Source organism: Crenobacter intestini (assembly GCF_004919095.1).
Lineage (GTDB): Bacteria > Pseudomonadota > Gammaproteobacteria > Burkholderiales > Chromobacteriaceae > Craterilacuibacter > Craterilacuibacter intestini.
In genome coordinates this window covers 230-12,456 of the sequence record NZ_STGJ01000032.1, presented here as the reverse complement: position 1 = coordinate 12,456, position 12,227 = coordinate 230, and the positions used below count along the sequence as shown (strand labels likewise).

Below are 12,227 nucleotides of genomic sequence, written 5' to 3'. Positions count from 1 at the left end.
CGGCCCGCACAACAACAGGTGGTGGCCACCGGCCGCGGCGACTTCCAGCGCGAGCCGGGCAGCATGCTGGCCGCGCACGTCGGCAAGGTCCGGCAGGGTCTCGCCAGGCACCGCCACGGCCGCGGGCGGCACAGGCAAAGGCTCGCCGCCGGCAAGCGCCCGGACCAGCTCGCCAAGCGAACCCGCGAGGCGGGTATCCGTCCCGCCAGCCAGCGCGGCTTCACTGGCGTTGGCCGCCGGCACCACCAGCGCCCGGCCGCTTCTGGCCGCCGCGAGCGCCATCGGCAGCACGCCGCGCACGGCCCGCAGCTCGCCGGTCAGCCCCAGCTCGCCCGCGAACTCGCGCCCTGCCAGCACCTGCGCCGGCAACTGGCCGGAGGCGACCAACAGCGCCATCGCCAGCGGCAGGTCGAACGCGCCGGACCCTTTGGGCAAGTCGGCCGGCGCGAGGTTCACCGTGATGCGCCGCGCGGGAAAAACAAAGCCCGACACCAAGAGTGCCGAGCGCACGCGTTCGCGGCTCTCGCGCACCTCGGTGTCGGGCAGGCCGACCAGCGTGAACGCCGGCAGGCCGTTGGAGAGGTGGACTTCGACGTCGACCGCGACGGCGTCGACCCCGTTCAGGGCCCTACCGTGCGCGACCGCCAGCGTCATCGCTCAGGACAGGCCGAGGTTGGCCTGCTCCTCGGGCGAGCCCGGCGCCGGTGCACTGGCCGCCTCCAGCGCGGACAGGCGCGCTTCCAGTCCCGCAAGCTGCTCGCGGGTGCGGGCGAGCACTTCCTGCTGCACGTCGAATTCCTCGCGGGTGACGAGATCCATCCTGGCGAAAGTCGCCGCCATCATCGCCTTGACGTTCTTCTCGATGTCCTTGGCCGGGCTGGCGGCGATGGTCTCGCTGATCTTCGCGCTGATCTCGTCAAACAGTTTCTGGCTCAGCATCGTTGGCTCCTAGGTATGTCATCAGGTTGATGCGTGCAGTTTAGCAAAGCCGCAGGCGCTCGGGGCGGGTGCATCCACCCCTGCACCACGCACCACACTGGTGCCTCGCCCTTCCCGTTGCCGGTGCATGCCGAATGGATCACCCGCGCACCACCCGCCAGACAAGGCTTGCGGCACTCTGGCACGCTTTGTGCATTTGCCCTGCCAAGCGCTAACGGCGCCCTAGCGGCCAGACCCCAAACCACAGAGGACAGGAGCGAACCATGAAACTGATCACCGCCATCATCAAGCCGTTCAAGCTGGACGAAGTCCGCGAGGCGCTCTCCGCCATCGGCGTGCAGGGCATCACCGTCACCGAGGTCAAGGGCTTCGGCCGCCAGAAGGGCCACACCGAGCTGTACCGCGGCGCCGAATACGTCGTCGACTTCCTGCCCAAGGTCAAGCTGGAGATCGCGATCCAAGACGACATCCTCGAGCAGGTGATCGAGGCGATCGAGAACACCGCGCGTACCGGCAAGATCGGCGACGGCAAGATTTTCGTCAGCGACCTCGAACAGGTCGTGCGCATCCGTACCGGCGAGACCGGCACCGACGCGGTCTGAGCGGCACAAGTTTTTAAAGGGGAGAACCAACATGAAAAAAATCGCAAGTTGCGCCGCCCTCGCTGCGGCCGCCATGCCGGCCTTCGCCGGCGCCGCGCCCGAACTGGTCGAGGCGTCCAAGATCAGCGCCGGCGACACCGCGTGGATGATGACCTCGACCGCGCTAGTGCTGTTCATGACCATCCCGGGCCTCGCGCTCTTTTACGCCGGCATGGTGCGCAAGAAGAACGTGCTCTCGACGCTGATGCAGAGCTTCTCGATCACCGCGCTGATGACCGTGCTGTGGGTGGTGATCGGCTACAGCCTCGCCTTCATGCCGGGCAACAGCCTGATCGGCGGCTTTGACCGCGTGCTGCTCGACGGCCTCACCTTCCTCAAGGATGAGGGCAAGCTGACCGTTCACCCGCTGGCCGCGACCATTCCCGAGCCGGTGTTCATGATGTTCCAGCTGACCTTCGCGATCATCACGCCGGCACTGATCACCGGCGCGTTCGCCGAGCGCATGAAGTTCTCGGCGATGCTGGTCTTCATGGCCCTGTGGTCGCTGGTAGTCTATGTGCCGGTCGCGCACTGGGTGTGGGCACCGGGCGGCTGGATGTTCGACCACGGCGTGCTCGACTTTGCCGGCGGCACTGTCGTCCACATCAACGCGGGCATCGCCGGCCTGGTGTGCTGTCTGGTGCTGGGCAAACGCGTCGGCTACGGCAAGGAGCCGATGGCGCCGCACAACCTGGTGCTGACGCTGGTCGGCGCGTCCATGCTGTGGGTGGGCTGGTTCGGCTTTAACGCCGGCTCCGCAGTCGCCGCCGACGGCCGCGCCGCGATGGCGATGATGACCACGCAGATCGCCACCGGCGTCGCTGCGCTGGCCTGGATGTTCGCCGAATGGGCACTCAAGGGCAAACCGTCGGTGCTGGGCATCGCTTCGGGCGCGGTGGCAGGTCTGGTTGCCATCACCCCGGCCGCAGGTTTTGTCGACGCCAAGGGCGCGCTGCTAATCGGCGCGGTGTCCGGCCTCGTCTGCTACTGGGGCGCCACCGGCCTCAAGCACATGATGAAGTACGACGACTCGCTCGACGCGTTCGGCGTACACGGCATCGGCGGCATCGTCGGCGCGCTGTTGACCGGCCCGCTGGCGGTCAAGGCAATCGGCGGCGTCGACGGCAGCCTCGTCACCCAGGCCATCGGCGCCGGCGTCACCATCGTGTACTGCGCGATCGTCACCTTCGTGCTGCTGAAGGTCATCGACCTGACCATGGGCCTGCGCGTCACCGAAGAAGAAGAACGCGAGGGCCTGGACGTACGCCTGCACGGCGAACGGGTCGAATAAGGGCAAGCTGTGTTGTTGTGGTAAGGGACTTGGGGCGCCGCGAGGCGCCCCCTTTTTATTTCTGCCTTAACCGGCCGCCGGGAACACCCGCCGCCGCACGTCGTCCGGCACCCGCTCGTAATGGCTGAACGCGAGGCAGAAGTCGCACTCGCCGGCGAGCAGGCCGCGCAGGCGCGCCTCGAAGCCATCCATCTCGGCCAGCGGCACCCACGCGCGCAGCTCGGTCACGCCGGGCGCAGGCGCCTCGCTGCCCTGCAAGCGGCCGCGGCGCTGGGTCAGCTCGGCGGACACCGGGCCGAAGTCGGCATCCATCATGCGCACCGTCACCTCTCCGATCGGCTCGAGCAGCAGGGGCGCGGCTTCGCGCAACGCGTCCGCCGTCGCGTGGCGCGCGGCGGTCACGAACGACACCTCGTTGGAGTCGACCGCGTGGTGCTTGCCGTCGAGCACGCACACCCGCACATCCTCCACCGGGAAGCCAGCCAGCACGCCGTCGGCCAGGGCCTGCCGCACCCCCTTCTCGACCGCCGGCATGAAGGTGCCCGGGATGGTGCCGCCCTTGACCTGGTCGACAAACTGGAAACCCTCGCCGCGCTCGAGCGGCTCGACCTTCAGCTCGACTTCCCCGAACTGGCCGGCACCGCCGCTCTGCTTCTTGTGGCGGTAACGCGCCTGCGCGCTCGCGCTGACCGTCTCGCGGTAGGCGACCGTCGGCGGCGCCGTCAGGGGCTTCAGCGACCAGCGCGCGGCCAGTTGCGACAGCAACAGCTTCAGGTGCGCCTCGCCCTGCGCGCGCAGCACCAGTTGCTTGCCTTGCGCGTCGCGCTCGACGCGGATGCCCGCGTCCTCCTCGCACAGCATGGCGAGCGCGTCGGCGAGCTTCTGCTCGTCGCCGAGCTTGGCCGCGCTGAGGGCGACGCCGGCGACCGGTTGCGCGAAGGGCGGCGGCACCAGGTGGAAGCCGTCCTCGTCGTGGCTGTCGTGCAGCACCGCGTCGCGGTGCAACTCGTCGATGCGGGCCAGCGCCAGGATCTCGCCGGGGCCGCCGGCGGCCACCTCGACCTGCTGCTTGCCCTGCACCCTGAGCAGATGACTGACCCGCAGCGGCTTCTTCGCGTCGCCGATATAAAGCTGCGCGCCGCTCTGAAGCGTGCCCTGATGGATGCGGAACAGCGCGAGCTTGCCGCGGTACGGGTCGTTGTGCACCTGGAACACATGCGCAAGCACATGCGCGGCTGCCTCTGGCAGCACCTGAACCTGACGGGCATCCGCCCCCTCGCCTTGCACGAAGGCCGGTGCCTTGCCTTCGCCCGGGTCGGGTGCGAGACGGGCAAACACGTCGAGCAGCGCGTCGACGCCGGCGCCGCTGCGCGCGGACACGAAGCACACCGGCACCAGATGCCCCGCGCGCAGCGCGGCCTCGAACGGCGCGTGCAGTTGCGCAGGTTCCAGCGATTCGCCCTGCTCGAGGTAGCGCGCCATCAGCGCCTCATCCAGTTCGACCACCTGGTCGACCAGCGCGTCGTGCGCGGCGCGTACCGAGGTGCCGGCGGTGGCCGCGTCGTAATCCGGCGAGAAATAGCAGTCGGCGACGCCGCTGCCGTCGGCCGATGGCAGGTTCAGCGGCAGGCAGCCCGCGCCGAACGCGTCGCGCAGGCTGGCCAGCAAGGCCGCGTAGTCGACGCCGGGGGCGTCGACCTTGTTGACGACGACCATCCGGCACGCGCCCGCCGCGCCGGCGAACAGGCGCCGCGCTTGCGCGTCGACACCGCCGGCCGCCGGAATGCACAGCACCGCGGTCTCGACCGCCTCGACCGCGCACAGCGCGCGGGCGGCGAGCGCCGGTAGCCCGGGGGTGTCGATCAGTTGCAGGCGGATGCCCTCGCGTTCGCACGCGGCGAGCGCCGGGAATACCGAGTGGCCGAGCGCGTGCTCCTGCGGGTCGAAGTCGCTGACAGTGTCGCCGCGCTCGACGCTGCCGCGGCTGGCGATCGCGCCGGCGGCGAACAGCAGCGCCTCGGTGAGGGTTGTCTTGCCGCTGCCGGCAGGGCCGACGAGGGCGAGATTACGCAAGGCATGGACGGATGGGGTGGACATGGCTCTGCTCCCGGACTGGATGTCGAAGGCGGTCGCCGCAGCCACCTCGGCCGGCGGCCGATGACATCATTCTGGAATGAAAGCGCCTGCCAAGCCAATGCGCCAGATCAAAAAACTTCCGCCCGGCTCCTTGCGAAGCCGGGCGGATGTCGGGTGTAGCCCTTTACTTAACGATGCGTAGCGACGGCGGTCCGGACGGGCGGGGCGGCGGCTCGTCGTCGGGTACGGATGCACCCGCCTCAGGCGCCGGCGGCGCCTCGTCCGGCGACTCTTCCGTCTCGACCTCGAAGCCCATGCCCTCGCCGCTTTCGCGCGCGAAGATCGACATCACGTTGCCGACCGGGATCCAGATCTCGCGGGCGACGCCGCCGAAACGCGCCGAGAACGAGATCCAGTCGTTGTCGATCTTCAGCGCTCGGCAGGCGGACGGGCCGACGTTGAGCACGATCTCATTGTTCTTCACGAATTCGAGCGGCACCTGGGTACGCGCGTCGACCCACACTAACAGGTGCGGCGTCTGGCCGTTGTCGCAGCACCACTCGTAGAGCGCACGCAACAGGTAGGGCTTGGTGCTGGTGCCCATTACTTGCGCATCGCCTTTTCGGACGGCGTCAGCGAGTCGATGAAGGACTGGCGCTGGAACAGGCGCTCGGCGTACTTGAGGATGGGCGCAGCGCTCTTGCCCAGATCGATGCCGTAGTGCTCGAGACGCCACAGCAGCGGGGCGATCGCCACGTCGATCATCGAGAACTCGTCGCCCAGCACGAACTTCTGCTTGGCGAAGATCGGCGCGATGGTGGTCAGCCCGTCGCGGATCGCCTCGCGCGCCTTGGAAGCTTCCTTGCCGGTGGCGCCGCCTTCCAGCGTCTTCACGTGGCGGAACAGCTCGGTCTCGAAGCGGAACAGGAACAGGCGGGCACGCGCGCGCATCACCGGGTCTGCCGGCATCAGCTGCGGGTGCGGGAAGCGCTCGTCGATGTACTCGTTGATGATGTTCGATTCGTGCAGGATCAGATCGCGCTCGACCAGCACCGGCACCTCGTTGTACGGGTTCATCACCGCCAGGTCTTCCGGCTTGTTGTGCAGGTCCACGTCGATGATTTCGAAATCCATCCCCTTCTCGTGCAACACGATGCGGCAACGCTGGCTGAACGGGCAGGTGGTACCGGAATACAGAGTCATCATGGTTAACGTGTGTCCTTGTTGCGTCTATGCGAATCAGGCATTTTAACCGATGTCAAGCAGCATCGCCAGCCGGATGCGGCAAGCGACTGATCGCAAAAAGAAAAACGGGGGCTTGCGCCCCCGCTGTCACAGTCTGGCCCCGTCTCAGTGGACGTCGCGCCAGTATTCCTTCTTCAAGAGATACGCCAGGGGCAGCATCACCACGATCAGGAACAGCAGCACGATGTAGCCCAGCTGGTGGCGCTTGACCTGCGAGGGCTCACCCATGAACACCATGTAGTTTGTCAGGTCGGCCATCCGCTTGTCGTACTCGGCGGTATTGGCCTTGCCGTTCTCCAGCTTGGTCAGCGTGCCGGCCTTCACCAGTTCGAGCTTGGCGACCTCGTGGCCGTCTGCGCCCTTCTCGTGCTTGAGCACCTGCTCGCCCTGCCACTCGAAGAAGACGTGCGGCATCGCGGCCTTGTCGAACACCAGGTTGTTCCAGCCGGTCTCGCGGGTCGGATCCTTGTAGAAGCTGCGCAAGTAGCTGTACACGTAGTCCGCACCGCGCGAGCGGGCGATCACCGACAGGTCCGGCGGCATCGCGCCGAACCACGCCTTGGCGTCCGCCGGCGTCATCGCCACCTTCATCGGGTCGCCGATCTTGGCGCCCGGCGGCAGGATGTTGTCCTTGATCTGCTGCTCGGACAGGCCGATATCCTGCAGGCGGTTCCAGCGCATCGCGTTGGCCGAGTGGCACGACAGGCAGTAGTTGGTGAACATCTGCGCGCCGCGCTGCAGGCTCTCGGTATCCTTGATGTCGATCGGCGCCTTGTCCAGATGTGCGCCACCGCCAGCGGCCAGGGCACCGGCCATCGGCAGGGCGAGGACGGCGGCCGCGATCAGTTGTCGAATCGTCTTGGTCATTTGAAGCGTCCCCCGTTTACACGTACATCGCGAACAGCGCCGCGCCGATGATGGTCACCGCCCACAGGATCGCGAAGCGCACCTGGCGGGCCGGCGTCGACATCGTCACGCGGGTCGGAACCGGCGTGCTGCCGACGTCGTTCTTGGTGTAGAACGGCATCGCAAGGAAGAACGCGAAGTAGACGAAGCTCATCACCTGTGCGACCACGGTACGCACGTCGGTCGACGGAATCGCGCCCAGGATGCCCAGACCGATGAAGGAGATGATGAACAGGGTCAGCATCACCTTGAACTTCGGGCCGCGGTAGCGGATCGACTTGACCGGGCTCTTGTCCAGCCACGGCAGCAGGCCGATCAGCACGACAGCGCCGCCCATCGCCAGCACACCCCACACCTGGGTGCCGAAGAACGACGGCACCGCGCGCAGGATCGCGTAGAACGGGGTGAAGTACCACACCGGCGCGATATGCGCAGGGGTCTTCAGCGGATCGGCCGGGTCAAAGTTCGGCGCTTCCAGGAAGTAGCCGCCGCCTTCCGGCGCGAAGAACAGGATGGCCGAGAACACGATCAGGAACACCACCACGCCCAGCACGTCCTTCACCGTGTAGTACGGGTGGAACGGGATGCCATCCAGCGGGATGCCGTTTTCGTCCTTCAGCTTCTTGATCTCGACGCCGTCCGGGTTGTTGGAGCCGACTTCGTGCAGCGCGACCAGGTGGGCCACCACCAGCGCGAGCAGCACCAGCGGCACTGCGATCACGTGCAGTGCGAAGAAGCGGTTCAGCGTCGCGTCGGACACCACGTAGTCACCGCGGATCCACACCGACAGGTCGGGGCCGATCACCGGCAGCGAGCCAAACAGGTTGACGATCACCTGCGCGCCCCAGAACGACATCTGGCCCCACGGCAGCAGGTAGCCCATGAACGCCTCGGCCATCAGCGCGAGGAAGATCAGCGTGCCGAACACCCACACCAACTCTCGCGGCTGCTTGTACGAGCCGTAGATCAGGCCGCGGAACATGTGCAGGTAGACGACGACGAAGAACATCGACGCGCCGGTCGAGTGCATGTAGCGGATGATCCAGCCGCCCGACACGTCGCGCATGATGTACTCGACGGACATGAACGCCAGCGTCGCGTCTGGCTTGTAGTTCATGGTCAGGAAGATACCGGTGACGATCTGGATCACCAGCACCAGCATCGCCAGCGAACCGAAGAAGTACCAGAAGTTGAAGTTCTTCGGCGCGTAATACTCGGTGACGTGCGCCTTCAGCGACGACGACAGCGGGAAGCGCGCGTCGATCCACTCGAGTACCTTGCCCCCCGCACCCGGGCGAGCCGCGTCGGCCGCGCGCTCGCTCGCGTTTTCCACAATGGTTTGTCCTTTGCTCATATCAGGCCTTCCCTAGCTTATTTGTCGTCACCGACCAAGAGCCTGGTCTCGGTGAGGTATTTGTGCGGAGGAATCTCGAGGTTCTTGGGTGCCGGTACGCCCTTGTAGACGCGGGCGGCAAGGTCGAACTTGGAGCCGTGGCACGGACAGTAGAAGCCGCCCTTCCAGCTCGGGCCTAGATCGGCCGGCGCAAGGTCCGGGCGGTAGGTCGGCGAGCAACCAAGGTGGGTACAGATGCCGACGGCGACCAGGATTTCCGGCTTGATCGAGCGGAACTCGTTCTGGCAATAAGCCGGTTGCATCGGCATTTCGGAGTTGGGGTCCAGCACGTCGCCGTTGACCGTCGGCAGCGCCTTGAGCTGCTCGGGCGTGCGCGAGAGCACCCACACCGGCTTGCCGCGCCATTCGACGTTGATCTTCTGGCCGGGCTCGAGCTTGCTGATATCCACCTCGACCGGGGCACCGGCAGCCTTGGCCCGCTCCGACGGGAAGAAACTCATCAGGAACGGCGTGGCGACCCCGGCCGCGGCCACCCCGCCTGCGGCGGTGGTGGCGACGGTCAGGAAACGGCGACGCCCCGCATCGACTTTCTGCTCACTCATTTTAAAGTCATCCTCAAACATGGAATCGAGCTTGTATACCGCGCAAGTTTACCCGATTCCGCCTAGGGACTTGAAGTGAATATGCAAATAAATTGTGCGGTGCGCAGCCAACTTTCATTCAAATCGGGTTGTCGACTTCGACGTAGTCGACGATAAGGCCGGCCTCTTCCGCAAGCCGCGCCCCCAGCGCCTGGATGCCGTAACGCTCGGTCGCGTGATGGCCAGCGGCGATGAACGCCACGCCGCTCTCCCTTGCCTCGTGTGCGTTGCGCTCGGATGCCTCGCCCGTCACGAAGGCGTCCACCCCCAGTGCGATCGCGTCGCCGAACATGCCCTGCGCGCCACCGGTGCACCACGCGATGCGGTTGAGCAGCCGCCCTTCGTCGCCGACCAACAGCGCGTCCCGCCCGAGCGTCATCGACAGCCTTTTGGCAAAATCAGCCGCACGCTCGGGCTTGGCCAGCGTGCCGTGCCACAAGAGCCCCTGCTCGCCTGCCTGCCCCGCCACCTCGACGCCGAGCAGTGCGCCGAGGCGGGCGTTGTTGCCCAACTCCGGGTGCGCGTCCAGCGGCAGGTGGTAGGCGATCAGGTTGATGTCGTGTGCAAGCAGCTTGGCCAGGCGCGCGCGCTTCATGCCGACCACCCGCGCGTCCTCCCCCTTCCAGAAGTAACCGTGATGGACCAGCACGGTATCGGCGCCGCGCTCGATGGCTGCGTCGATCAGCGCCTGCGAGGCGGTCACCCCGCACACCACCTTGCGCACCTCGGCCCGCCCCTCGACCTGCAGCCCGTTCGGGCTGTAGTCGCGGTAGCGCCACGGCTCGAGCCAGCTGTCGATCAGCGCGATCAGATCGTCCCTTTGCATTGTCCTGTCCTTTGCTTGCGGTGAATGCGTGCCATTGTAAGGCGCGCGGGCATGAAAAAACCCCGCGAGTGACTCGCGGGGTTTTCGTGTCGGACGGTGTCCGGCAGCTTACATCATGCCGCCCATGCCGCCCATGCCGCCCATGGCGCTCATGTCCGGCGCAGCCGGCTTGTCTTCCGGCAGTTCGGCGACCATGCAGTCGGTGGTCAGCATCAGACCGGCGACCGAAGCAGCGTGCTGCAGCGCGGTACGGGTGACCTTGGCAGGATCCAGCACGCCCATCTCGATCATGTCGCCGTACTCGCTGGAGCCCGCGTTGTAACCGAAGTTGCCCTTGCCTTCCAGCACCTTGGCGACCACCACGGACGGCTCGTCACCGGCGTTCTGCACAATCTGGCGCAGCGGCGCTTCGATGGCGCGCAGCACGATCTTCACACCGGCTTCCTGGTCGGTGTTGCTGGTGGCAACGCTGGCCAGGGTGGCGCGGGCACGCAGCAGCGCAACGCCACCGCCCGGCACCACGCCTTCTTCGACGGCGGCACGGGTCGCGTGCAGCGCGTCTTCGACGCGGGCCTTCTTCTCTTTCATTTCGACTTCGGTGGCTGCGCCAACCTTGATTACTGCCACACCACCGGCCAGCTTGGCCAGACGCTCCTGCAGCTTCTCGCGGTCGTAGTCGGAGGTCGCTTCTTCCACCTGCTTGCGGATCTCGCCGACGCGCGCCTGGATCGCAGTCACTTCACCGATACCGTCGATGATGGTGGTGTTTTCCTTGGCCACTTCGATGCGCTTGGCCTGGCCCAGCATGTCGATGGTCGCCTTTTCCAGCGTCAGGCCGACTTCTTCGGCGATCACGGTGCCGCCGGTCAGGATCGCGATGTCCTGCAGCATGGCCTTGCGGCGGTCGCCGAAGCCCGGCGCCTTCACGGCCACGACCTTCAGGATGCCGCGGATGGTGTTGACCACCAGCGTTGCCAGCGCTTCGCCTTCGACGTCTTCAGCGATGATCAGCAGCGGACGGCCGCTCTTCGCCACTTGCTCCAGCACCGGCAGCAGGTCGCGGATGTTGCTGATCTTCTTGTCGAACAGCAGCACGAAGGGGTTCTCGAGGATCGCGGCCTGCTTGTCCGGGTTGTTGATGAAGTACGGCGACAGGTAGCCACGGTCGAACTGCATGCCCTCGACCACGTCCAGCTCGTTGTTCAGGCTCTTGCCGTCTTCGACGGTGATCACGCCTTCCTTGCCGACCTTCTCCATCGCGGTGGCGATGATTTCACCGATGTCGGTGTCGGAGTTGGCGGAGATGGAGCCGACCTGCGCGATTTCCTTGGTGGTCGCGCACGGCTTGGCGATCTTGGCGATCTCGTCGACCAGGGCGATCACGGCCTTGTCGATGCCGCGCTTCAGATCCATCGGGTTCATGCCGGCGGTCACGTACTTCATGCCTTCCTGCACGATTGCCTGCGCCAGCACGGTGGCGGTGGTGGTGCCGTCACCGGCCACGTCGGAAGTCTTGGAGGCGACTTCCTTCACCATCTGCGCGCCCATGTTCTCGAACTTGTCTTTCAGTTCGATTTCCTTGGCGACCGACACGCCGTCCTTGGTGATGGTCGGCGCGCCGAACGAGCGGTCCAGCACCACGTTGCGGCCTTTCGGGCCCAAGGTTACTTTTACGGCGTCAGCCAGGATGTTGACACCGACAACCATTTTTGCGCGGGCGGAATCGCCGAAGCGTACGTCTTTAGCAGCCATTGCTAATCTCCAGAATTCTTGATCAATCGAGTTTCAGATGATGGGTTCGAGGCGCGTCGCGTCTTACTCGACGATGCCCATCACGTCTTCTTCACGCATCACCAGTACTTCTTCGCCGTCGATCTTGACGGACTGGCCGGCGTACTTGCCGAACAGCACCTTGTCGCCGACCTTCAGCTCAAGCGCACGGCGCTCGCCGTTCTCGAGGATCTTGCCGTTGCCGACGGCGATGACCTCGCCCATGTCCGGCTTCTCGGCGGCAGCACCCGGCAGAACGATGCCGGAAGCGGTTTTCTCTTCAGCCTCAAGACGCTTGATGACGACGCGGTCGTGCAGGGGACGGATTGCCATTGTTCACTCCTGATAGCAGTGGCGTTGAAAAGGGATGTTTCAAGCTACAAACGGGTGGCGGTTAGCACTCACCACCAACGAGTGCTAATGGTAGGGACGGGGGAAGAGGTTTTCAAGGGGGGCAACATGAAATTCATCCTCAACTGGAAGAATGCGGCGGCAGCGTGCAAAATTCATGTATTGATATTCCCACGCGAGACAAAAG

At 65.7% G+C, this 12,227-nt stretch carries 13 protein-coding genes; 2 read left to right on the top strand and 11 right to left on the bottom strand.

Going from position 1 to position 12,227, the window contains the following annotated elements; all coding sequences use genetic code 11:
* Both E5K04_RS16355 and E5K04_RS16350 read right to left on the bottom strand, forming a co-directional pair.
* The coding region (locus E5K04_RS16355) for a magnesium chelatase domain-containing protein (RefSeq protein ID WP_136555909.1) at positions 1-654 on the bottom strand (654 nt) is incomplete at its 3' end.
* 3 nt (positions 655-657) lie between these two features.
* Entirely contained in the window at positions 658-939 is a 282-nt protein-coding gene (locus E5K04_RS16350) for an accessory factor UbiK family protein (protein WP_136555908.1), read from the bottom strand.
* 263 nt (positions 940-1,202) lie between these two features.
* Between E5K04_RS16350 and glnK the strand changes: the two genes are divergently transcribed.
* Together glnK and E5K04_RS16340 are read left to right on the top strand one after the other, a co-directional pair.
* Positions 1,203-1,541 (top strand): P-II family nitrogen regulator, encoded by a 339-nt coding sequence (gene glnK / locus E5K04_RS16345; protein ID WP_136555907.1) that lies wholly within the window; start codon positions 1,203-1,205, stop codon positions 1,539-1,541.
* 31 nt (positions 1,542-1,572) lie between these two features.
* Positions 1,573-2,871, top strand: coding sequence for an ammonium transporter (locus tag E5K04_RS16340; RefSeq protein ID WP_136555906.1), 1,299 nt, complete (start codon positions 1,573-1,575; stop codon positions 2,869-2,871).
* Positions 2,872-2,937: 66 nt separating this feature from the next.
* Here E5K04_RS16340 and fusA read toward each other — a convergent pair whose 3' ends face one another.
* The 9 genes from fusA to groES form a co-directional block, all read right to left on the bottom strand.
* Entirely contained in the window at positions 2,938-4,968 is a 2,031-nt protein-coding gene (gene fusA / locus E5K04_RS16335) for an elongation factor G (protein ID WP_136555905.1), read from the bottom strand.
* 163 nt (positions 4,969-5,131) lie between these two features.
* Positions 5,132-5,551 (bottom strand): ClpXP protease specificity-enhancing factor, encoded by a 420-nt coding sequence (locus E5K04_RS16330; protein WP_136555904.1) that lies wholly within the window; start codon positions 5,549-5,551, stop codon positions 5,132-5,134.
* Positions 5,551-6,153, bottom strand: coding sequence for a glutathione S-transferase N-terminal domain-containing protein (locus E5K04_RS16325; protein ID WP_136555903.1), 603 nt, complete (start codon positions 6,151-6,153; stop codon positions 5,551-5,553). Before E5K04_RS16325 ends, E5K04_RS16330 begins: the two co-directional genes overlap by 1 nt.
* Positions 6,154-6,297: 144 nt before the next feature.
* Positions 6,298-7,059: a cytochrome c1 gene (locus E5K04_RS16320; protein WP_136555902.1), complete on the bottom strand. Its 762-nt coding sequence runs from the start codon at positions 7,057-7,059 to the stop codon at positions 6,298-6,300.
* A 16-nt stretch (positions 7,060-7,075) separates the two neighbouring features.
* On the bottom strand, positions 7,076-8,452 hold the full coding sequence (locus E5K04_RS16315; RefSeq protein WP_136555901.1) for a cytochrome b: 1,377 nt from the start codon (positions 8,450-8,452) through the stop codon (positions 7,076-7,078).
* A gap of 17 nt (positions 8,453-8,469) precedes the next feature.
* The gene (gene petA / locus E5K04_RS16310; protein ID WP_136555900.1) at positions 8,470-9,054 is read right to left on the bottom strand and encodes a ubiquinol-cytochrome c reductase iron-sulfur subunit; all 585 of its coding nucleotides are present in this window, start codon (positions 9,052-9,054) and stop codon (positions 8,470-8,472) included.
* Positions 9,055-9,172: 118 nt separating this feature from the next.
* Positions 9,173-9,919, bottom strand: coding sequence for a Nif3-like dinuclear metal center hexameric protein (locus E5K04_RS16305; RefSeq protein ID WP_136555899.1), 747 nt, complete (start codon positions 9,917-9,919; stop codon positions 9,173-9,175).
* A gap of 108 nt (positions 9,920-10,027) precedes the next feature.
* Entirely contained in the window at positions 10,028-11,671 is a 1,644-nt protein-coding gene (gene groL, locus E5K04_RS16300) for a chaperonin GroEL (RefSeq protein ID WP_136555898.1), read from the bottom strand.
* Positions 11,672-11,734: 63 nt separating this feature from the next.
* Entirely contained in the window at positions 11,735-12,022 is a 288-nt protein-coding gene (groES, locus tag E5K04_RS16295) for a co-chaperone GroES (protein ID WP_136555897.1), read from the bottom strand.
* Positions 12,023-12,227 lie beyond the last annotated feature (205 nt).